Raw genomic sequence first — 23,665 nt, 5'->3', positions numbered from 1 at the left:
CTGTGTCGGTTCCTTTGCAGCGATAAATTGTGAACCCCGCCAGGCCCGGAAGGGAGCAACGGTAACAGTTGATTCGGGTGCTGAGTTCCTACTGGCACAGGTTGCCGCCAAAACAAAATTTAATCAATGTCTCATCAAGTACTAGCGCGAAAATGGCGTCCGCAGACGTTTGCCGATATTGTTGGCCAAGACCATGTGGTCACGGCACTGGTGAATGCGCTTAAGGCGAATCGACTTCACCATGCTTATTTATTTTCCGGTACTCGTGGGGTGGGTAAAACTACCGTAGCAAGAGTGCTGGCTAAAGCACTTACTTGTGAGCAAGGAATTACTAGCGAACCATGTGGAAACTGTGATGCTTGTCAGTCGATTACTGAAGGGCGTTTCGTTGATTTAATAGAAGTTGATGCAGCATCCAGAACGCGCGTAGAAGATACGCGTGAATTATTGGAGAATGTTCAATACGCTCCTACCAGAGGTCGATTTAAAATATACCTGATTGATGAAGTGCACATGTTATCAGGGCATAGTTTCAATGCATTGCTAAAGACTTTAGAGGAGCCGCCTGAACATGTGAAGTTTTTATTGGCGACGACAGATCCACAAAAGCTTCCAGTGACGGTATTGTCTCGTTGTTTGCAATTTACATTGCGCCATATCTCCACCGAAAAAATTGCTGAACAGTTAGCTAAGGTATTAGCGTTAGAAGAGATTAAATATGAAACACCGGCACTTATTCAATTGGCCGAATCAGCAGATGGCAGTATGCGTGATGCTTTGAGTTTGCTTGATCAAGCAATCGCTTATTCAGGTGCAGATGTTTCTGAGCAAACTGTGAGTCAAATGCTTGGCACAGTACCGAGTGAACAGGTTAATGCATTAATTGATGCTATTTGTGATTTTGATCCAGCTAAATCAATTGAGTTAATTCATTCATTAACGACCTTGAATGTGGATTTTACTAAATTACTTGATCAGATGATCATGATTTTTCATGCATCTGCAATTTCGCAAGCTGTCCCAGAACATAAAGAACAGATTGCCTTGTTTGGTGATACTATAAAAATGGTCAGCGGAAAACTTACGGCTGAAGATATTCAATTGTTTTATCAAATTGTATTGAATAGCCGTAAAGATCTATATTTAGCACATTCCCCGCGTGCTGGTTTTGAAATGGCAGTCTTGCGTATGATTATGTTTAGGCCGGGCGGTGAAAGTAAAGTACCACATGCTAAGAGAATATCTACAGTGCCGTCAGGTAAAGCTACAGCGATGGTTGGAGCTATTCCAGAAAATAATCCGTCGTCTAAAGCAGCACCGCCATCATCTAGACAACAAGTCGAAACACCGAAATCAATTGATATACAATCTGCGTCTGAACAAGGCTCAGTCAAAGTTGCGCAGCCTGCAGTGCGTCCTGTAACAGCTGATCCAGCTGATTGGTTGGAGATTATTGAAAAAGCCGAATTTGCTGGTGTGGTAAGAGCCCTTGCCACTCATTGCGCACTACAAAGTTATCAAGGCAATGACATGAAGTTATTATTAGCAAGTGAGCATGAAAGCTTAATGGCCGGAGCCACAGTGTCGAAGTTAACGCAAAAACTAAAAGAGACATTTGGTGAAAATACGAAAGTGTTAATTGAAGTGATAGCGGATAGCATTGACAGTCCAGCACAGCATACTAGGGACCGTGAAGCAGAGCGCTTAAGTAAAGCGGAAGTTGGTTTAGAGCAAGATGAATTTATTAAGGCATTAAAGAGAGATATGCAGGCTGAAATAGTGCCAGGATCACTACAACCAAAACAAGAGGGTAAATAATGAAAGGTGGGTTAGGTAATTTGATGAAGCAGGCGCAAAAAATGCAAGAAGACATGCAAAAAGCGCAGGAAGAAATCAAGCTCATTGAAGTGGAGGGTCAATCAGGTGGCGGTATGGTTAAGATCACCATGATGGGTAGTCACGAAGTCAAACGTATTGCGATTGACGATAGTTTAATTGGTGATGATAAAGATATGTTAGAAGACTTAATTGCTGCAGCAATGAATGATGCAGTTCATAAGCTAGAGGAAACTACCAAAGAAAAATATGCAGGTCTCACTTCTGGCATGTCGTTGCCACCAGGCATGAAGCTACCTTTCTAAAAAGGACTGCGAATGGCGGAACATTCCCCATTGCTCACAGAGCTAATAGATTCTCTGAAATTGTTACCAGGTGTTGGTCAAAAGTCAGCGCAACGCATGGCGCTACACCTATTAAAAATTGAGCAAGATAAATCGATCAAGCTTGGTCAGGTTATTTGTAAGGCAGTGGAGAGTATTAAGCATTGTAGCCAATGCCGAAACTACACAGAAGAAAAAGTATGTGAAATCTGCAATAGTCCAAATCGCAAATCTTCTCAAATGTGTATTGTGGAGACTCCTACAGACTTAATGGCAATCGAAAATGGTACAATCTACAACGGTGTTTATTTTGTATTAATGGGGAAATTATCACCTTTAGATGGAATTGGCCCTGAAAAATTAGGTTTGGATATATTAGAAGATCGCCTGAAGTCGGGTAACCTTGAAGAAATCATCTTAGCTACTAGTTCAACCATGGAGGGTGAGGTGACTGCACACGTCATTGCAGAAATGGTGAAGAAAAATGGCTTAAAAACCACTAGATTAGCGCAAGGTGTGCCTATAGGAGGTGAGCTAGAATACTTAGACCTCAATACATTATCTCAAGCTTTTGAAACAAGAACTGAATATGATTGAAGTTTTTATATAAGAGTTGTACAAATGAAAAACTCCCAAAAGGCTATTTGATTCATATTTATAATTATCTTAGTTGGCTATCTTTGCTGCCACGTCGATTAAATCCGACAAAATTTTTTTGAGTCGCATCAAGTTGCTCCTGACATTTTATGCATAGGCGAACTCCAGGCATAGCATCTCGACGTGCTTGTGGAATCTCAGTTTCACATTCTTCGCAATAGTCTAGTCCTGAGCCTTTTGGTAATTGACTGCGCGCTTGCTTAACTGCGTCTTCAATGCTTGCATCAATTTGATCTTGAATTGCGCCATCTCGTGACCATCCTCCTGCCATTGTTACTTTCCTTTGCTTTTAATTAATAAAATTCTAGATACTAATAACGCGAGTAGAATGAGAACACCATAGGGGTAGTGAAATATACCAAAAAAGTAAGCCAATAAGGTGGAGGCTAATAAACCAATTAGAAGTGCGCTGACCCAATCCATTATTTAATAAAGCTACAGCAATAATCTGTCGTTTTTGAGACTTTTAATTGGAACTTTGAATTTGCTGGAACTTCAAAGCTATCTCCAGCGTTGATATTTTTCCAATCACTGCCCGGCAGGAGTACTTTTAGAGAGCCTATGGTGATTTCCATTAGCTCTTTGTCATCGGTACTGAACTCATACTCGCCAGGTAACATTATACCGAGAGTTTTGAGAGAGCCATCTTGAAAAATCACTGAACGGCTAGTGACTTGCCCGTCAAAGTAAACATTTGCTTCTTTAACAATGGAAACATTGTCGAATTTAGACATGAAGAAATCCCTCTAAATAAATATAATAATAGGCGATTATTGTGTGTTTTTAAGTACAGGTCTAGTCTTTGTGAGAATGCTATGACTTTCCTCGATTAATCCCTCTGAGTGGTGAGTGATTTTAGACAAATAATATATTGATTCATATAAAATAGTGATAATGATCACGAATAGAAAATGCCAATGATGTCGAGTTGTGGTGCAACCTATATGCTTTAGTTTATGAATAAATTTCGTGCTTTTAATTCTAGTATTTTTGGAGTTTTAATTATTCTCATCAGTTTTGTACTGCATGCAGATAAAGCTTCCTGGGAAGTTTTTTCTCAAAGCGGATCTCTAAAAGTGTTAATTCAACCGCAAGCTGAGCAATATCAGATTGGTCAGTACCATAATTGGATAATAGTTGTTAAAGATCTTTCTGGTTATGCGATTGATGATGTAAATATTACTGTGGAAGGCGGAATGTTGGGACATGGACATGGGTTGCCTTCGCAACCAATTGTCACTGAATATTTCGGTGATGGAAGCTATTTGATTGAAGGTATGTTGTTTAATATGTCTGGAGAATGGACATTGAATTTTTATATCCAAAATTCATCTTATAAAGATCGAGCACGTTTTGATATTGAACTCTCGTTTTAACGCGTTAACTTTGCTTATAACTTTTTGCCTGCCAGTATTCTGTTTTGCAGGCGACAGGCAGTGGACTAAATATGAGTTATCTATATTGCAGTCGCTATCACTTTCTGCGTTGCCTTCTTTGCCTGATAGCGCATCTAATCGTTTTGCTGATCTTCCTCAAGCCAAATCATTTGGAGAGAAACTTTTTTTTGATGAACGTTTAAGTGGCAATGGTGATACATCTTGTGCTACTTGTCATCAACCAGATAAATATTTCACAGATGGTCTGCCTCATATAAACAGTAAAAACACTGCAGGAAGAAATACTCCCACGATTGTTGGTAGTGGATGGTTGCGATGGTTTTATTGGGATGGTCGTCGAGATTCACTTTGGGCACAAGCGCTTATACCATTTGAGGCAAAGGACGAGATGGGCAGCAGTCGCCTTGCTGTGGTACGTATTGTCACTCAAGATGAGAACTATCGCGACATGTACGAGTCAATTTTTGGTGAATTTCCGAAAAATTTTCTAAGTAGTGATTTGCCTAAACACGCTGGACCATTTGGTGATATGAAAACACAGGATAACTGGTATCGTTTACCTATTTTAACGCAGAAAAAGATAAATAGAGTGTACTCTAATCTAGGTAAGGTGATTGAAGCCTATGAAAGAACGTTAGCACCTAAGCCTAGTCGATTTGATAACTATGTTGATCAGTTATTCGATAAAAATAATCAAGTCATTGAACCCACTAAAGATGAGATAGAAGGGATTAAATTGTTTATTGATCCTGAGAAAACACAATGTATGCAGTGCCATAATGGAGCGTTATTGACTAATGGTGGATTTCATAATGTTGGTAGTGGAAGATTTGAAGGAGGCAAGCTTGATTTTGGTCGCGTCTTTGGACTTCAAGCAGTGTTGATGGATGAATTTAATTGCTTGGGTGCTTATAGTGATGCTAAACCTGATAGTTGCACGGCGCTGAGATTTCTAAATCGCACTAATCATATTCCACTTCATGGAGCCTACAAAACTCCATCACTGCGCAACGTTGAGTTAACTGGACCTTATTTTCATGATGGTCGATTTAACACATTAAAGGAGGTTGTGGAATTTTATAATCATCCACCTACTGATAATGGCGCTCATGAATTAAAGCCACTGAATTTACAATCAGAGCAGCTTGATCATTTAGTCGCTTTTTTAAATATGTTGTCAGTTAAATAACTGCGGAACAATTCAGACCTTAACTTATTGTGAGAGAAAGAATTTATCTTTTCTCATAATATTCTCTCAAAAATATTTATCTTTTCTGCTTTATCCTAATTTATACAAGTAAAACTGTCGGATTAGACAAAAAAGACATTACTCCAGATAAAAGGGAGAAGATGATCACAAATACGTAATAGTAGTAATGAATTAGTAGTACTCATTATATAAGATCAGGGTAATAAAATTTATTTACCGCTTAAATACTAATAATTTTGAGAAACTTACTATGTCACAATTAGTTAGACTAACTTCAGCTTTTACACTGTTGTTAATCGTATTTTGCTCAACAGCATATTCACAGTTCGACTACAGTGTGTACGATGGAGATTATGATGAATTGCCAGATTTTACTGCTTTAAGTCCTATAGCAACAGGTACCAACGATACTATTTCTCTAAACGTGACGTCCCAAACTGATACCTTCGGTTTAGTTTTTACAAATCAAATATCAGTCACTACAGCTGGAACTTATGAATTTCAAACTACTTCTGATGATGGTTCGGCACTTTTAATTGATAACAATCTTATTGTTGATAATGATGGCTTGCATGCACCGATTACGGTAGGTGGGCAATTGTTTTTAAACCCTGGTGTATATCAATTACGTGTTGAATATTTTTCTAAAGGTACAAATGGATTTTTAGACGTCCAATATAGAGTTGCTGGTGGAGGATTTGAGGCGATTCCAGCCGATGGTGCACTAAATGGTGATCTCTCCACACTGAAAGAAATGGGCCAATGGGGACCAGTAATTGATTGGCCTCATATTGCTATTTACGCTGCTACATTAACTGATGGACGTATATTGACGTGGTCGGCTAGTGAGCCGGATAGTTTTCCTGCGGGAAATTTTTATACACATTCAGCTGTTTTTGATCCATCAAATAATACTTTTCAAACGACTGACAATAATTTTCACGATATGTTCTGTACTGGTGTATCTACTTTAGAAAATGGCGTCATAGTTGCGTCAGGTGGAAATCCTCAAGATGCACGTACAAGTAGTTTTGATCCAAATACTTTAACGTGGGGGCCATTACCGGACATGTTTGATGAAAGATGGTATGGAACAAATATAACGCTGCCAAATAATCAAATATTTTCAACGTTTGCAAGAGGTGCGGGCAATCGCTCTGAAAAATATGACCCGGATTTAAACTCTTGGATCAGGACGCCAAACGTTAGTATGCAAACTTTATTGCAAGAGCATAATAATATCCAAGGCGGCGGCGGAAATATGGAGTGGTATGCTCTTTTAGCAGTTCAACCTAATGGCAGAGTATTTCATGGTGGACCGACACCGACCTTGCATTCTTTTGATCCCATAGATGACACTGCAAACCAAGATTTGGGACAACCTACAGGTAATCGCGCAAGAATGTGGGGAAATGTAGTTACTTATGATGTAGGTAAAGTTCTTTTAATTGGTGGTTCAGACACACGCGAGACCCCACCAGTCCTTAACACTAATGTGCATCTTGTTGACCTGAATGGTCCTACACCTGTTATTACACAAGGTGCGCCGATGACTTTTCCACGTGCATACAGTAACTCAGTGACCTTGCCAAATGGTGAAGTGATTGTAGTTGGTGGAAATACAAGCGCATTTAATTTTACTGACTTCGGCGCTGTCTTTGAATCAGAAATATATACTCCAGAAACAGATAGCTGGAGAATTGTTGATTCGATAACAATTCCTAGAACATATCACTCAACTGCTATATTGATGAAAGATGCGCGCGTATTTTCTGCCGGCGGTGGAGCGTGTGGTAATTGTGATGCAAATCATCTTGATGCACAGATTTATTCTCCTCCCTATTTGTACAACAATGATGGTTCACTCGCAACGCGTCCGGTAATCACAAACGCTCCATCACAAGCTGGAGCTGGTGATGAGATAACTGTAAGCGCAAGTGCTGATACACAAAGTTTTTCAATGGTTCGTTTATCAGCAACGACTCACCATTTGAATACTGATCAGCGTGTTGTCCCTGTGTCTTCTATCGATAATGGTGACGGTACATTTACTTTGACAATGTTTTCTAATCCAAACGTTTTAATTGCAGGTAATTACTGGTTATTTGCTATGAACGGTGATGATACGCCATCGATTGGAAGGACTATTCAAATTTTAAGAGATCCTCAAAGTCCAGGTGACAGTGATGGTGATGGTGTGCCAGATAGCGAAGATGCTTTTCCTAATGATCCTACTGAAACTACAGACTCAGATGGCGATGGTGTCGGCGATAATAGTGACGCATTTCCTAATGATCCTACCGAAACAAAAGATACAGATGGTGATGGTATCGGAGACAACTCTGACCCAACACCGTATATATTACCAACTGTTAGCATAACTGCACCGGCAGCTAATGCAATCTTTACAGAAGATGATGCTATAACGATAACTGCGGATGCAGCTGACAGTGATGGTAATATTACAAGTGTAGACTTTTATGATGGTGCAGTATTGCTAGGTACTGACACCACTGCTCCATATAGTTTTATTTGGAATGGTGCCACTGAGGGTGCTCATATTTTAACTGCAGATGCAACTGATAATGACGGTGCCATTGCCACTAGTGTCCCAGTCTCTATAGTTGTGGAAGAAGGTAGCGGTAATAATGGTGGAGGCAATACTGAGCTTGCGTTGTTAGCCAATGCAGCTGTTCTGTCTGGTGCTTTTGAGTTATCTCCAGACAATCAATTCATTCAGGTGCCGCAATCTGTTGTGCCCGCTTATGATTTTAGTGAAAGTGCAGGATCTGCTGAATTTACATTCAATGTAACAACTCCTGGTATTTATCAAATAGAAGCGACAGTTCAAGCAACTGATGATACATCAGATTCATTTTATGTACGTGTCGATGGTGCGCCGGGCACACCGTATTTATGGGATACAGAAATACAAAACACTTTCACACCATTGCTAATAATTAATCGCGGTGAGACAGACCCAGTTGCGGTAGATCTTTCAGCAGGCAATCACGTAGTCACGCTATACCATCGAGAATCAGGCACGCAATTAAGTGAGTTAAAGCTGATTTTAGTACAGGCAAATGGCCCAGTTGACAGCGATGGAGATGGTGTCATTGATACGGAAGATGCGTTCCCTAATGATCCAACTGAAACAGTTGATACTGATGGTGATGGCGTCGGTGATAATGCAGATGCGTTCCCGAATGATCCAGCTGAATCAGCCGACACAGACGGTGATGGTGTGGGTGATAATGCAGATGCATTCCCGAATGATCCTACTGAAACAGCAGATTCCGATGGTGATGGTTATGGAGATAATATTGATTCAACACCTACGGGTGGTTCAAATCTTGCTAACTTACCAACAGCCCCCCGCAATTCGACAACACTAATTGTTGAAACTAGTACTGGTGCTGACCGTATCTGGAATGTTAACCCAGATAATAATTCGGTGTCTGTAACAAGTGAAGCTGGAAATCTAATTCAAGAAATTCCTGTTGGTCTTAATCCTTGGTCGTTGGCTAAAGCACCTAATGCAAATCTTGTATATGTAACCAATAAAAAAGATGCAACAATCAGTGTTATCAATACTCAAACACTCGTTGTTGAGCAAACAATTAGCTTGCCGTTTGGCACGCAACCTCACGGAATTGTTTTCGACAGTCTTGGTTCGAACTACTACTTAGTATTGGAAGCAACGGCGCATGTAGAAGCGCGTAATGCTGTGACTCACGCTGTCATTGCGAGTACTCAATTGACAGGCACACCGCGTCATATTGCGATGACATATGATGATAGTCGTTTGTTAGTTACTAATTTTATAACGCCACCAATTCCTGGTGAGAGTACATTGGTTGTAGATACGCAAAATGGTGCTGCTGAAGTATTTGTTATCGATCCACCATCAATGAGTTTAACCAATACTATCGCACTTAGTTACGATAATCGTTTCATCTCTGAGAGTCAGGGACCAGGCATGCCAAACTATCTGAATGCGCCTGTTATTTCTTTTGATAATCAGAACGGGTTTATTCCTTCTAAGAAAGATAATGTTGATTCAGGTCTATTGCGCGGCAAGCCAGGCATGACATTCGATACAACTGTTAGAGCGAATACATCACGTATTGATCTAACTACTGAAACTGAAGACAGTGTAAACATTAGTATTGATTTTGATAATGCTAGTGTTGCTACTGGTGCTGCAATAACAGGCAACAGTCGTTACTTGCTCGTTGCTTTAGAGACCAGTCGTGAACTTGGTGTGTTTGATATTGTTAATAATTTTGAAGTAATGCGTTTACCAACAGGCCGTGCACCTCAAGGCGTTGCGTTATCTACTGATAGTAGTATTGCGTATGTGCATAACTTTATGGATAGAAGTATTTCACGCTTTGACTTGACTGAAATGATTGAAACGGATCTGCCTGCATTGAATTTGCTTAGTCCGGTGAATGTTGTAGGTGGTGAGCAATTAACATCTGATGTCTTCCTAGGCAAGCAACTATTTTATGATGCAGCTGATGATCGTTTAGCACTTGATAATTACATGAGTTGTGCGTCATGTCATAACGAAGGTGATAGTGATGGTCGAGTTTGGGACATCAGTGCATTTGGTGAAGGTCTACGTAACACCATTTCATTACAAGGTCATGGCGCAGGTCATGGCAGACTTCACTGGTCAAGTAACTTTGATGAAGTGCAAGACTTTGAAGGACAAATTCGCGATCTATCGGCGGGCACTGGTTTGATGAGTGAAGCTGATTTTACTGCAACTAGCGACACGCTGGGTATTCCAAAGGCAGGTCTTAGTGCTGATCTTGATGCATTAGCCGCTTACGTGAATTCATTGACTGAAATACCTGCCAATCCATATGCCGTTGCTGCGGTTGATATGACAGCTGAAGCAATCGCGGGTGAAATTGTATTTAATAATAGTGGTTGTACAAGTTGCCATACTGGGATTTTGTTGACAGATTCTGAGCAAGCTCTATTGCATGATATTGGCACAATTGATACCGCTAGTGGCCAACGTTTAGGGTCAACTCTTGATGGCTTTGATACTCCAACATTGCTTGGTATCTTTAAGACTGCACCTTATTTACATGACGGCTCGGCACAAACTGTTGCTGAAGCGATTAGTGCGCATAATACTGTAACCTTAAGTTCTACAGAACTTGATCAATTGTCTGCTTACCTAGAACAAGCTAGCTTTATAGATAGTGACGGTGATGGCGTTCTAGATACAGAAGATGCATTCCCGAATGATCCAACAGAAACACAAGATACCGATGGTGACGGTGTTGGTGATAACAGTGATGTATTCCCGAATGATCCAACGGAAACACAAGATACCGATGGTGATGGTATTGGTGATAATGCTGATGAAACACCATTCGGCGATACAGGTTTAGAGGTTTTAGAGCAGGCAGCTCAAGATGCAGTTATATTTGGAGCATTTGCACTTTCTCCTGATAATCAGTTTATCGAGGTTCCACAAAATATCGAACCTGCCTATGACTTTGGAATAAGTGCAGGTTATGCAGAGTTTACATTTAATGTTGTGACTGCGGGGACATATCAGATTGAGGCAACGGTACTAGCTAATGATGATACGTCGGATTCATTTTATATTCGTGTTGATGGTGTGCCAAATACACCTTATTTATGGGATACGGAAATACAGAATACTTTCACACCTCTACTGATCATTAATCGTGGTGAAACTGATCCAGTGACTGTTAATTTATCAGCAGGTGAGCATGTCGTAACTTTTTACCATCGAGAATCTGGTACTCAGTTAAGTAACGTAAAACTAATCCTAGATCAACCATCTCAAAATGTTGCGCCAACAGTAGGCCTTACTGCGCCTATAGCAAATGCTACCTATACTGTCGGTGACGCTATTTCATTAACTGCTGATGCAACAGATCCAGGTGGTTCAATTATAAGTGTTGAGTTTTATGATGGTGCCACGTTGTTAAGTACCGATGTTAATGCGCCTTACAGCTTCATTTGGAATGGAGCATCATTAGGTGCTCATAGCTTGACTGCAGTTGCAACTGACAATGAAGGGGCGGCAACGACAAGTGCGATAGTTAATATCAGCGTCAATCAGCCAATTCCAAATATTGAACCAACTGTAAATTTAACGGCACCATCCGACAATGCATCATTTGTTTTTGGTAACGCTATTACCTTAATTGCTGATGCCTCAGATAGTGACGGCACTGTAACAAGTGTAGAGTTTTATGATGGAGCAATATTGTTAAGCACAGATACCACTGCGCCATATAGCTTTACCTGGAATGGTGCTGCAGAGGGTGCACATATAGTCACTGCGGTTGCAACTGATGATGATGGTGATGTTTCTGTAAGTGGTGATGTTAATATCACGGTAACACCGCCACCTAATGTTGATCCTACAGTAGCGATTACAGCACCTGCTGCGAATGCAACATTCACTGTGGGTGATGCAATAAACATTACAGCATCTGCTTCAGATAGTGACGGTAGTATTACCAGTGTAGATTTTTATGATGGAGCAATACTATTAAGTACAGATACCACTGCACCATATAGCTTCACTTGGAATGGTGCGACTGAAGGTGCTCACAGCTTGACAGCAATTGCGACAGATAATGAAGCCGCGACCACTACAAGTGCAGCTATAAATATCAATGTAAATACTCCGGCAGCTAATGTTGATCCTACAGTAGCGATTACAGCACCTGCCGCAAACGCGACATTTACTCTAGGCGATGCAATAAACATCACAGCATCTGCATCGGATAGTGATGGTACTGTAACAAGTGTGGATTTTTATGACGGAGCAACATTGTTAAGTACAGACACTACTGCGCCATATAGTTTCACTTGGAATGGTGCGACTGAAGGTGCTCACAGCTTGACAGCAGTTGCGACTGATAATGAAGCCGCGACCACTACAAGTGTGGCAATTGATATCACGGTTACGGTGCCAGCTAATGTTGATCCTACAGTAGTGATTACAGCACCTGCCGCGAATGCAACATTTACTGTCGGTGATACAATAAACATTACAGCATCTGCTTCAGATAGTGACGGTAGTGTTACCAGTGTAGATTTTTATGCTGGAACAACATTGTTAAGTAGTGACATCACTGCACCATACAGCTTTACTTGGAATGGTGCGACTGAAGGTGCGTATAGCTTGACAGCAGTAGTGACAGATAATGAAGCAGCCACGACAACCAGCGCAGCGGTGTCTATTACAGTTGAGGCTGATACTGGTGGTGGTCCTGAAGTACTAGATTTGCCTGCTAGTTCTGCAAGTTTATCAGGTGCCTTTGTGTTAGCTGCAAATGGCCAGTACATACACGTGCCAGAATCATTTGGTGATTACTATAGTTTCACGCCAAGTACTGGATCAGCGCAGTTTACATTTAATGTTACAACTGCAGGACTCTATCAAATAGAAGCAGATATTTTTGCAAATAGCTTTGGCTCAGATTCATTCTTTGTCCAAGTTGATGGTGGTCCATCAACACCATACTTATGGGATACAGGACAACACTATAGTTCATTTGTGCCTACACTTGTTACAAACCGAGGAGAGAGTGGTGCGGTAACACTTAATCTTACACCAGGGCAACACGTAGTAACATTCTTCCTTCGTGAAGATAATACTCAAATTAGTGGTGTTAGACTTAATCTAATTCAAGCATTTTAAATAGTATTTAGTTGTTCTTTATTTGTGCGTCGCCTTTATGGTGATGCACAAATCTCATAGCAAATAATCCAAACTGGGATAGTGTAGTTAAGAGTAGAGTTTTCCTGGTATAAGATATTTGCAGATAAATATTATGTATTTTTAACTTCCTGTATATTTTCTAAATAGCTATTGTAGCGATCTCTGTGAATAGTATTTTTTTCTACGGCCGCTTTGATTGCGCAATTAGGTTCTTTTATATGTTGGCAGTCTGTGAATTTACATTTTCCTATGTGAGGAAGAAATTCGCTATAACCTAGCATCACTTCTTTTAAGTTTTTGAAGATTGGCATGAACATGCGTACGCCAGGTGAGTCTATTAGTTTGCCATTATCATTAATGTTATGTGCAAAAGCATTAGTGGTGGTGTGTTTGCCTTGTTGTATATTTTCTGAGAGCTCGCCAATTTTAATATTATTATTACTAAGTAGGCGGTTAATTAATGATGATTTCCCAACGCCTGATTGACCAACTAAAATGCTTGTTTCATTGGAAAGTGCTTGGCGTAATGTTTGAATGCCGTAACCTAGTTTTGCACTAGTGATTATAAAATTATCTACTATTTCTTTATAAAGATTCTCTAATTCAGAAATATTAACATTATTATCATTGAGTATTTCTGCTTTATTGATTGTAAGTGTCGCTTTGCAATTATTGAGTTGTGCGCAGGCTAAATATTTGTCAATCAGCGATGTTGAAAATATTGGTGTAGCAGCGACAACGATAATAATATGATCGATGTTTGCAGCAATGGTTTTTTCTCGTTTGAAGTTGTCTATACGTGTTATTTGATTTTTACGTGAGCATATTTTTTTAATAACGTCTTTTGATTGATCTTTGTGTTCGCATTCAACCTTGTCTCCACAAACGGCATCAACCGATTTGCTCCTTGCGTGACAGATATGCTGTTTTCCATGTTTATCTTCGACAATAAATGTATTTCCTTGTCGTGCGATGACATGTGCTAAATACATAAATAAAGTGCTATTAATAGTTATAGTACCGCTCGTTTAGATATTTTGTTACAGCATCAATTTGGTTTGCATTCCAGCCAGTATTGGCTCCATTTGAGCAATGTGTAACACGTGTTGAGAGCTCAGATATATTTTTTACTATACGATCATCACGAGAATAAATTACGTGTCCATCTCCGCCTGTCATGCGACTGTGGCATTCAATGCACTCTGACTGGTGTAATGCCTGACCATCCTGTGCGTGCGCGGTCAGTGAGATAAGTATTAAGAGTTGTAATAGTAGGACGGGTAATAATTTCATAAGATAAATATTTCTCGATATTTTTAACAGTTGAATTTTTATAAAATGAAGAGAGTTGGTGTACACTCTGATTTTTCTCAATTATACAGCTAGTCATAGCATAGTGGGCCTATAGATGGAAAATTCTACAGACGATAATAATCTCATTTGGATTGATTTAGAAATGACCGGATTGGATACGATCAATGATGAAATCATTGAAATAGCCACCATTGTCACAGATAAAGAACTCAATATAATTGCTGAAGGCCCAATGATTGCTATTCACTTACCACAAAGTCGTTTGGACCAGATGGATGAGTGGAATCAAAAGCAACATGGTAAATCGGGTCTAATTAAACGTGTACTGGATAGTCAATATAATTTGGCTCAAGCTGAGGCTGAAACCATTGCTTTCTTAGAAAAACACGTGCCTGCAGGTGCGTCGCCTATGTGTGGTAATAGTATTTGTCAAGATCGACGTTTTATGGCGCGACAAATGCCAGCCTTGGAAGAATTTTTTCATTATCGAAACTTAGATGTCAGCACTTTAAAAGAACTAGTTAAGCGTTGGTATCCAGGTAAAGAATATGAATTTGATAAAGAATCAGAGCATTTAGCATTAGCAGATATACGTGATTCAATAGATGAATTAAAACATTATCGTGCAAAATTATTTGTCGTTTCCAGCTAATTGAGTTTCAGTATCCCAGCCTGCTACAGGTTCATTTAAATTCGGTGTTAGAATTGTATTTACATTATCCATTGAAGTGTCTGTATCAGGATGATCTAAGGTGTAATGTAAGCCGCGGCTTTCTCTGCGCTCTAAAGCGCTGCGAATAATTAAATCTGCAACTACTGCAATATTACGTAGTTCGATTAAGTCACTTGTGACTTTAAAGTTGCTGTAGTACTCATCAATCTCGCTTAGTAATAAATCCACTCGATGTTTTGCACGCTGCATGCGTTTTGTGCTGCGTACTATGCCAACGTAATCCCACATAAAGCGACGTAGTTCATCCCAGTTGTGAGCAACAACAATTTCTTCATCTGAATCAGATACGCGGCTGGCATCCCATGCTGGGATATCTGCGTGGTTTGTATTGATGTTAGTTGATTTATTTATATGCCTACCTGCGAAACGTCCATAAGCTAAACATTCTAGTAAGGAATTGCTTGCCATACGGTTTGCGCCATGAAGACCTGTAAATGCAACTTCGCCAATTGCATAGAGCTGTTCAACATCAGTCTGCCCATGTTCGTCGGTAATAATGCCGCCACAAGTGTAATGAGCTGCTGGCACAACAGGGATAGGCTGTTTAGTCATGTCGTACCCTAAAGAAAGGCATCGTGCATGAATATTGGGAAAGTGGCTTTGAATGAATTCTGCTGATTTATGGCTAATATCTAAGAATACATTGTCTAGACCATGTTTTTTCATCATATAGTCTATGGCTCGCGCCACAATATCACGCGGTGCCAATACACCCCGGGGGTCGAAGTTATGTAGAAATTCTGTGCCATCTTCTAGGGTAATTTTGCCACCTTCACCGCGAATGGCTTCACTCAATAAATAAGATTTAGCTTTGGGGTGATATAAACAAGTAGGATGGAATTGCATAAATTCCATATTTGCCGTTCGACAACCTGCACGCCATGCCATGGCAAGGCCATCTCCGCAGGCACCATCAGGGTTGCTAGTATATAAGTACACTTTGCTAGCGCCGCCGGTAGCTAATACTACATTTTTGGCACGGAAAACTTCGACTTCTCCAGTTTGAATATTGAGAATATATGCACCTACACAGCGGTTGTCTTTTATGCCCAACTTTCGAGTAGTGATTAGATCAACCGCTATGTAGTTAGAATGCAGGTCTATATGATTACATTTGCGCACTTCATCTATGAGCTGGTTTTGCACGGCATTGCCAGTAGCATCTGCCACATGAGCAACTCGCCGATGCGTATGACCACCTTCTCGAGTAAGGTGTAATTGCTGAGAATTTTGAGGGTTATTGTCGCGCGTGAAATCTACACCAATAGACAATAACCAATCAATCACTTCACTGCCTTCGGAAACGGTTTTAGCGACAACATCTGGGTCACAAAGGCCAGCACCAGCAGAGATAGTATCGGCAATATGTTGCTCAAATGAGTCATTATCATCCAATACTGCAGAGATGCCGCCTTGGGCGTAGGATGTATTTCCACTGCTTAATTCAGCCTTGGATAGCACTGCAATGCGCAAATTTTGTTCAATATGTAGTGCGGTACTTAATCCTGCAGCACCGCTGCCGAGGATAAGCACATCGTAATCGTGCGATTTTGGCTTCGAATTTGTTGATTTTAAGCTCATATCTTCTAATTCTGTCATAAAATATGTGACGCCGTTAGCATCAATCGTTAGTATATCGCCGTAATTGCTCACTCTACCTGAGCTTGAGCGAACTTCATTGACTCAAAATAGTCATACCACCAGCGGATACCTATTCGCCCAAGGAGATAGCCCCAAGATGGGCGAGAATAATAATAACGATAAAGAACTGGTTGCACGAGCAAAAGAAGGAGATACGCGCGCGTTCGACTTATTGGTAAAGAAATACCAATTTAAAGTCGTCAACTTGGTCAGTCGTTATGTCCGCTCTGAGGAAGCTCAAGATGTGGCGCAGGAAGCGTTCATTAAGGCTTATCGAGGATTGAAAAATTTTCGTGGAGACGCGGCATTTTATACATGGCTGTATAGGATAGCGGTGAACTCTGCTAAGAATTACTTGTTATCAGCATCACGCAGACAGGCAGATCGTCAAGTGGATGTTGATGATGCAGAGTATTTTGACGATGCTGTTGTTTTACGCGATCACGCTACACCAGATCGGGTATTACAATCGCAAGAGTTAGAAAACAGGGTGTTTGATGCGATCGGTCAATTGCCCGATGATTTAAAGATGGCGATTACACTGCGTGAGTTAGAGGGAATGAGCTACGAAGAAATAGCAGAGGCAATGGAATGTCCTATTGGTACTGTCCGATCGCGAATCTTTAGAGCGCGTGAGGCGATCGATAAAGTTGTGCAGCCATTAATGGATTAATTATTTTAATAGAGTCACTATTATGAGTATAGAAACAGAAATATCTGAAAAAGATCTGGAATTAATCAGTGCAAGTATTGATGAAGATTTATCGGAATTTGAAAGACGTAGATTAAATTCCAGTGTGCTAGCAAAACCTGAAGGTGAAAAAACTTGGGTACGTTATAATGCAGTTAGCGCTATTATGAATAAACACTTTCCTGCGCAAATTGATAATGATTTTTCACAACAAGTTATGCAGGCAATCAGTAAAGAAGGTTATGAGCAAGAACAAGAGTCTCCAGCCAAAGCAAGTATTAAACGTGTCGGTAGTTATGTTAAGCAAGTTGCCGGCTTAGCAGTTGCTGCATCAGTTGCAGCATTTTCAATTGTCACCTATCAAAATTTCAATCAACCTACTGCTGTAGATATTCCAGAAGTTGCTATTAGTCAACAGGAAGCTGCCGATGAGATGATGCCTGCTGAATCAATTGCAATAAATGATTCTCAGCAAGTTGAATTTGCGCCCGCTACAGTTCAACAGCTGGAAGCTATACAGAGTAATCCTCAAGTAGAAGAAAAAGTATATTATCAAGAGTTGAATCCTTATATCCAAGGTCATGCTGGCTATGGAAGCCAACGTATTATTTCTCCTTACGTTGAAATAATTGAGCTGAAGGATGTTAAAGAATAATTCCATGCGATCTATAGTGACCATAGGAATTATTATGTTTGCAACTTATGTGCAAGCACAAACTCCTACCACCACACCAGTACAAATTAATGCCAATACGGAGGGTCATGAGCTAATAACAAAAATGCTTAACCACGTCGATAAAGTGAATTATCAAGGCACATTTGTTTTTATGCACAATGGCCAATTAGATTCGATGCGAATTGTTCATGGTGTTGTCGATGGGGAAGTCAAAGAGCGATTAACTTCGTTAAGTGGTGAACCTCGCGAAGTAGTGCGAGATGATGAGACAGTCACGTGTGTTTGGCCTATGCGTAATTTGGTGACTGTAGATCCATCCTCCGCTCATCATGGTATTCCAACTATCGTACCAAGAGAGTTAGAGAGTCTTACTCAAAATTATACGGTTATTTCAGGCTCAGTTAGTAGAATTGCAGAGCATGACTGCAAGGTACTTGCAATTAAGCCCATTGATCAATTTCGATATGGCTATGAATTATGTATTGAACCTGAAAGTGGAATGCTTCTTCGATCTAAAATGATTCATCCTCGTGGGCATTTGCTTGAAGAAGTGATGTTTACTAATGTGCAGTACTTAGAGTCTGTGGATCATATTAATTTTCACCCTGAAAATGATATAGAGGGCTTCACATGGCGCAAATCAAAGCATCCGGGCGAGAAAGCGCAAATCCAACAAAATTATGAAAAAAGCTGGCGTGTATCAAAGCTACCTCCTGGTTTTTCTGTGAGTAAAATAAGTCAGCGTTTAATGACAACCAGTGATGAGCCAGTACACCATATGGTGGTATCTGATGGTGTTGCTTCAGTATCAGTGTTTATTATCAAGCCACGTAAACTTAGTAAAATGTTTGAAGGGTTAAGTAGACGCGGATCAATCAATGCTTTTTCTAGAGGGTTTGATAACCATCAAATTACTGTGCTAGGAGAAGTGCCAAATGAGACCGTTAAAATGATCGGTTCGTCAATTGTTCATGGTGAACAGTAAAATTATTTGAGAACTTTTCGTTAGTCGGTTTTGTCAGTAGTAAAGTGATTCGTAAAATGGAATGAATCATGATTCTAATGGAATATATAAGAATCAAGCATAAGTGAGACTACTAATACAAAAAGCTGCTTTTTTGAAGGAGAATAGCTTTGTTGCAAACAAATAGAACGTTACATTTATTATATTTCTTAATTTTAATTATATTTGCATATAGCAGTATTGCTAATGCAGAGCACGGCCTACCAGATTTTACTAAGTTAGTAGAAAATAATGCTGGTGCAGTGGTGAATATTAGTACTACTAAGCAACAGCCAGCACGTCGTGGACTACCTCCTAATGCCGAAATTCCTGACATTCCACAAGATGGCCCATTGGGTGATTTTCTCGAAAAGTTTTTTGGAGGTCAGCAAGGTCCGCATGAAGATTACTTTAATTCTCGTTCTTTAGGTTCTGGTTTTATTGTGTCTGACGATGGTTATGTTGTTACTAATCATCATGTAGTTAAAGGCGCTGATGAGATTATTGTGAAACTCAGTGATCGACGCCAACTTGAAGCAGAGCTTATAGGTAGTGATCCACGTAGTGACATAGCGTTATTGAAAATTGATGCAAAAGATTTACCTGTGGTGAAATTGGGTTCTGCAACAAAGCTAAAAGTCGGCCAGTGGGTTTTAGCAATTGGCTCGCCTTTTGGTTTTGATCATTCTGTAACGTCAGGTATTGTTAGTGCAAAAGGTAGAAGCCTTCCTAATGAAAACTACGTTCCTTTCATTCAAACAGATGTGGCAATTAATCCTGGCAATTCAGGTGGACCATTATTCAATTTAGATGGTGAAGTGGTTGGCATTAACTCGCAAATATACAGTCGTACTGGTGGCTTTATGGGCCTGTCGTTTGCGATTCCTGTTGAAGTGGCGATGGATGTTATTGATCAACTTAAAGAAAATGGATATGTATCGCGTGGTTGGCTAGGTGTTTACATTCAAGAGGTCACACGGGAGTTAGCTGAGTCATTTGGAATGGATAAACCCATGGGTGCATTAGTTGCAAAAATTATGGATGGTAGCCCAGTCGAAGATGCCGACATTAAAGTTGGTGATGTAATTCTTTTCTTTAATGGACAAGAAGTACAAAATTCTGCAGCACTGCCACCAATGGTGGGACGAGTGCGAGTAGGTGAGCAAGTAAAACTCAAAATAATGCGTGATGGCAAGTTAAGCACCGTGAAAGTGATAATTGGTCAATTACCAGACTCTGATCAAGTAGTGGCAGGTGAGGCCGTAGAGAAGGTGTCTGACGGTATACTAGGAATGGATGTTCGTGCATTAACTAAAGATGAGCTAGAGGAATCTGAATTATCCCATGGATTGTATATATCGTCTGTTGCTGAAGGTGCGGCAAAATCAGCAGGTATACGTAAAGGTGATGTACTACAGCTAATTAACGGCGAGAAAATTCAGACGGTGGTGGGTCTTAAGGAAATAGTAGAAAAATTACCTAAAGGTAAATTTGCTTCTATCTTGGTCCAGCGCAGACAAGGTCCACAATTCCTTGCGCTTAAGATCCCTGCTGACGAGGAAAAGTAGCAGTTAGTAAACATTTCCCCCATAATTGCGTTGTATCATTGGAAGCGGGCTGACTAAGCCCGCTTTTTTATTGTTTACCAAATATTTTTGCCCACTCATTGATGAAATACATACGAAATTTTTCCATTATTGCTCATATTGATCACGGCAAATCGACCCTGGCCGACCGCTTTATTCAGCATTGCGGTGGTCTAAGCGACCGTGAAATGAGTGCACAAGTACTGGATTCAATGGATCTTGAGCAAGAAAGAGGCATAACCATCAAAGCTCAGGCGGTGTCGTTACCTTATAAGGCTAAAGATGGAAATACCTATGACCTGAATTTCATTGATACGCCAGGACATGTCGATTTTTCTTATGAGGTTTCACGATCCTTAGCTGCATGCGAAGGCGCATTGTTAATTGTCGATGCGTCTCAAGGCGTAGAAGCACAGAGTGTCGCTAACTGCTACACCGCAGTTGAGTTAGGGTTAGAAGTACTACCGATACTGAATAAGATCGATTTACCAGCAGCAGAACCAGTGCGCGTTTCTGAAGAAATTGAAGAAGTAATAGGCATTGATGCGACTGACCCGATTTTAGTCAGTGCAAAAACCGGTCAAGGTGTTGAAGATGTATTAGAAGCGCTAGTCAACAACATTCCTGAACCACAGGGTGATCCTGATAAACCATTAAAGGCACTGATTATTGATTCATGGTTTGATAGCTACGTAGGCGTTATTACATTAGTACGTGTATTTGATGGTTGTCTTAGGCCAAAACAAAAGATTATTTCAATGTCTACGGGGCGAGCTTATCAGGTTGACAGGCTTGGTGTGTTTACCCCTAAACGAGAAGAACGTAATAAATTATCTGCCGGGCAAGTAGGATTCTTGATTTGTGGAATCAAAGATATTTCTAGTGCAAAAGTGGGTGATACTTTAACTTCATCTGATAAACAAGCAGAAGAACCCTTGTCAGGATTTAAAGAAGTTAATCCCAATGTATTCGCAGGTATCTTTCCAGTTAATTCTGATGATTATGAAAATTTTCGTGATGCGCTGGATAAACTGAAATTAAATGACGCATCATTTTCATTTGAACCAGAAACTTCGCAGGCATTAGGTTTTGGCTTTCGCTGTGGATTCCTGGGTATGTTGCATATGGAAATTATTCAAGAACGTTTAGAGCGTGAATATGATCTAGATTTAATCACTACAGCACCTACTGTTGTTTATCAGATTCATTTAACGAACGGCGAAATTTTAGATATTCATAATCCAGCAGAATTGCCACCAACAAATAAAGTAGACTCAATTCATGAGCCTGTTATAACTGCAAATATATTAGTGCCACATGAGTATGTGGGAAATGTGATTACATTGTGTATAGAAAAACGTGGTGTGCAAAAGAATCTTGTATATCACGGAAGCCAAGTGGCCATTACATTTGATATTCCATTGAATGAAGTGGTGCTAGATTTTTTTGATCGGTTAAAATCTGTTAGTCGTGGTTATGCCTCGTTTGACTATCATCATTCACATTTTTCAGCATCACCATTAGTGAAGCTGGATATATTAATTAATGGTGAGCGAGTCGATGCATTGTCAGTCATTGTGCATACTGATCATTCGCGCACTTATGGCAATGCATTGGCAGTGAAGCTAAAAGATCTTATACCGCGCCAAATGTATGATGTGGCTGTGCAAGCTGCCATAGGAACACAAATTATTGCACGTACCACCATTAAAGCTTTACGCAAGAATGTAACTGCAAAATGTTATGGTGGAGATATTACTCGTAAGAAAAAATTATTAGAAAAACAAAAAGAAGGAAAAAAACGCATGAAGCAGATTGGTAGTGTAGAAGTGCCTCAAGCTGCATTCTTAGCGGTATTGAAGGTTAGTAAATAAATTTCTGTCATTACCATGGTTATGACAAGTTTCGTGGAGTGTTGAATAGGTTGAAAAATAACTGATTCATTATGACGATGACAAAAACACTAAATTTATTGCTTTTATCAATCGTATTGCTGCAATCAGCAAATGCTGACTATATGGAAGTCACCCTTCTAGGAACAGGGACTCCTCGACCAAGTATCGAGCGTTTTGGGTCAGCGACTTTAGTTAATGCGGGCGGTCAATATTTTCTATTTGATGTTGGTCGAGGGGCAACGATTCGACTTCAACAAGCAGGCATCACGCCTAATCAAATTGATAAGGTGTTTTTGACACACTTACATTCAGATCATATCTCGGGATTAGATGATTTATGGATTACTGGCTGGGTGTGGCAGCGGCAGGAAAAATTAAATGTTCATGGGCCGTTAGGTACCCATCAGTTGGTTGAGGGTTTGCGTAATGCGTATGCAGCTGATATTTCATATCGTGTTGCAAATGTTGGCCATGATGATGAAAAGGCAAAAATAGAAAGTGTCGAAATTACGCCTAATACGATTTATGAAAAAGAAGATGTCAAAATAAGTGCTTTTCTCGTCGAGCATTCACCTGTTAAACCAGCCTATGGTTATCGAATTGAATTTGGTGATCGAACAGTCGTGATTTCAGGGGATACTACTTACTCCGAAAATCTTATTAAAAATACGCAGCAGGCAGATTTGCTGATTCATGAAATTACTGCAGCAAGTCCATCATTGCTAAAACGAAATAAGCGTTTATCTAGTGTGGTGGCCTACCATACAAATCCTGAGCAAATGGCTGATACTTTAAATAAAACTAAACCAAAAATGACGGTTCTCAACCACGTTTTATTATTTGGTGTGCCCGAGAGTCAGGTAATTGATGAAATTAAACAACAATATTCTGGTGATGTTGTCATGGGTTATGATTTAATGAAAATTGGTGTCGGTAGTTCTATAGATATACAGCGTATAAATGTTGAGTAA

18 protein-coding genes and 1 other RNA gene are annotated in these 23,665 nt (G+C 40.1%); 14 read left to right on the top strand and 5 right to left on the bottom strand.

Translation table 11 applies throughout. The features are described from left to right. The first annotated feature begins 3 nt into the window (after window positions 1–3). From ffs to recR, 4 genes are all read left to right on the top strand, one after another. Window positions 4–100, top strand: an RNA gene (ffs, locus tag R8G33_04910) — signal recognition particle sRNA small type. 26 nt (window positions 101–126) lie between these two features. Then, window positions 127–1,818 carry a DNA polymerase III subunit gamma/tau gene (gene dnaX, locus R8G33_04905; protein MDW3094997.1) on the top strand — a complete coding sequence of 564 codons (1,692 nt, stop codon included), beginning with the start codon at window positions 127–129 and terminating at the stop codon, window positions 1,816–1,818. After that, on the top strand, window positions 1,815–2,141 hold the full coding sequence (locus tag R8G33_04900) for a YbaB/EbfC family nucleoid-associated protein (GenBank protein MDW3094996.1): 327 nt from the start codon (window positions 1,815–1,817) through the stop codon (window positions 2,139–2,141). The genes dnaX and R8G33_04900 overlap by 4 nt, the downstream gene beginning before the upstream one ends. Before the next feature lie 12 nt (window positions 2,142–2,153). After that, entirely contained in the window at window positions 2,154–2,756 is a 603-nt protein-coding gene (gene recR, locus R8G33_04895; protein ID MDW3094995.1) for a recombination mediator RecR, read from the top strand. 64 nt (window positions 2,757–2,820) lie between these two features. Here recR and R8G33_04890 read toward each other — a convergent pair whose 3' ends face one another. Continuing rightward, window positions 2,821–3,087, bottom strand: coding sequence for a DksA/TraR family C4-type zinc finger protein (locus R8G33_04890; protein MDW3094994.1), 267 nt, complete (start codon window positions 3,085–3,087; stop codon window positions 2,821–2,823). Window positions 3,088–3,238: 151 nt separating this feature from the next. Continuing rightward, window positions 3,239–3,550: a pyrimidine/purine nucleoside phosphorylase gene (locus R8G33_04885; protein ID MDW3094993.1), complete on the bottom strand. Its 312-nt coding sequence runs from the start codon at window positions 3,548–3,550 to the stop codon at window positions 3,239–3,241. A 222-nt stretch (window positions 3,551–3,772) separates the two neighbouring features. Here R8G33_04885 and R8G33_04880 point away from each other — a divergent pair, with 222 nt between their 5' ends. From R8G33_04880 to R8G33_04870, 3 genes are all read left to right on the top strand, one after another. Then, on the top strand, window positions 3,773–4,192 hold the full coding sequence (locus R8G33_04880) for a FixH family protein (protein ID MDW3094992.1): 420 nt from the start codon (window positions 3,773–3,775) through the stop codon (window positions 4,190–4,192). After that, on the top strand, window positions 4,170–5,402 hold the full coding sequence (locus R8G33_04875; protein ID MDW3094991.1) for a cytochrome c peroxidase: 1,233 nt from the start codon (window positions 4,170–4,172) through the stop codon (window positions 5,400–5,402). Before R8G33_04880 ends, R8G33_04875 begins: the two co-directional genes overlap by 23 nt. Before the next feature lie 271 nt (window positions 5,403–5,673). Then, window positions 5,674–13,134, top strand: coding sequence for an Ig-like domain-containing protein (locus R8G33_04870; protein ID MDW3094990.1), 7,461 nt, complete (start codon window positions 5,674–5,676; stop codon window positions 13,132–13,134). A 131-nt stretch (window positions 13,135–13,265) separates the two neighbouring features. Here the strand turns inward: R8G33_04870 and rsgA are convergent, their stop codons facing one another. After that, window positions 13,266–14,147, bottom strand: coding sequence for a ribosome small subunit-dependent GTPase A (gene rsgA, locus R8G33_04865; GenBank protein ID MDW3094989.1), 882 nt, complete (start codon window positions 14,145–14,147; stop codon window positions 13,266–13,268). 13 nt (window positions 14,148–14,160) lie between these two features. Next, entirely contained in the window at window positions 14,161–14,448 is a 288-nt protein-coding gene (locus R8G33_04860) for a cytochrome c (protein ID MDW3094988.1), read from the bottom strand. Between the two features lie 115 nt (window positions 14,449–14,563). Here R8G33_04860 and orn point away from each other — a divergent pair, with 115 nt between their 5' ends. Beyond that, the gene (gene orn / locus R8G33_04855) at window positions 14,564–15,121 is read left to right on the top strand and encodes an oligoribonuclease (GenBank protein MDW3094987.1); all 558 of its coding nucleotides are present in this window, start codon (window positions 14,564–14,566) and stop codon (window positions 15,119–15,121) included. Here orn and nadB read toward each other — a convergent pair. Further along, complete coding sequence (gene nadB / locus R8G33_04850) at window positions 15,101–16,801, bottom strand: L-aspartate oxidase (GenBank protein ID MDW3094986.1); 1,701 nt, start codon at window positions 16,799–16,801, stop codon at window positions 15,101–15,103. The genes orn and nadB overlap by 21 nt on opposite strands. A 139-nt stretch (window positions 16,802–16,940) precedes the next feature. Between nadB and rpoE the strand changes: the two genes are divergently transcribed. From rpoE to R8G33_04820, 6 genes are all read left to right on the top strand, one after another. Then, on the top strand, window positions 16,941–17,516 hold the full coding sequence (gene rpoE, locus R8G33_04845) for an RNA polymerase sigma factor RpoE (GenBank protein MDW3094985.1): 576 nt from the start codon (window positions 16,941–16,943) through the stop codon (window positions 17,514–17,516). Between the two features lie 22 nt (window positions 17,517–17,538). After that, a complete protein-coding gene (locus R8G33_04840; protein MDW3094984.1) occupies window positions 17,539–18,189 on the top strand; it encodes a sigma-E factor negative regulatory protein in 651 nt (216 codons plus the stop codon). 4 nt (window positions 18,190–18,193) lie between these two features. After that, window positions 18,194–19,195 carry a MucB/RseB C-terminal domain-containing protein gene (locus R8G33_04835; GenBank protein MDW3094983.1) on the top strand — a complete coding sequence of 334 codons (1,002 nt, stop codon included), beginning with the start codon at window positions 18,194–18,196 and terminating at the stop codon, window positions 19,193–19,195. Between the two features lie 143 nt (window positions 19,196–19,338). Continuing rightward, window positions 19,339–20,781, top strand: coding sequence for a DegQ family serine endoprotease (locus tag R8G33_04830; protein ID MDW3094982.1), 1,443 nt, complete (start codon window positions 19,339–19,341; stop codon window positions 20,779–20,781). Between the two features lie 101 nt (window positions 20,782–20,882). Further along, window positions 20,883–22,673: a translation elongation factor 4 gene (gene lepA / locus R8G33_04825; GenBank protein ID MDW3094981.1), complete on the top strand. Its 1,791-nt coding sequence runs from the start codon at window positions 20,883–20,885 to the stop codon at window positions 22,671–22,673. Window positions 22,674–22,744: 71 nt separating this feature from the next. Beyond that, window positions 22,745–23,665 carry an MBL fold metallo-hydrolase gene (locus R8G33_04820; GenBank protein MDW3094980.1) on the top strand — a complete coding sequence of 307 codons (921 nt, stop codon included), beginning with the start codon at window positions 22,745–22,747 and terminating at the stop codon, window positions 23,663–23,665.

It is taken from the genome of Gammaproteobacteria bacterium, from assembly GCA_033344735.1.
Taxonomy (GTDB): domain Bacteria; phylum Pseudomonadota; class Gammaproteobacteria; order UBA4575; family UBA4575; genus UBA1858.
The sequence above is the reverse complement of the archived record's forward strand: the minus strand, read 5'-3'. Positions and strand labels throughout refer to the sequence as shown.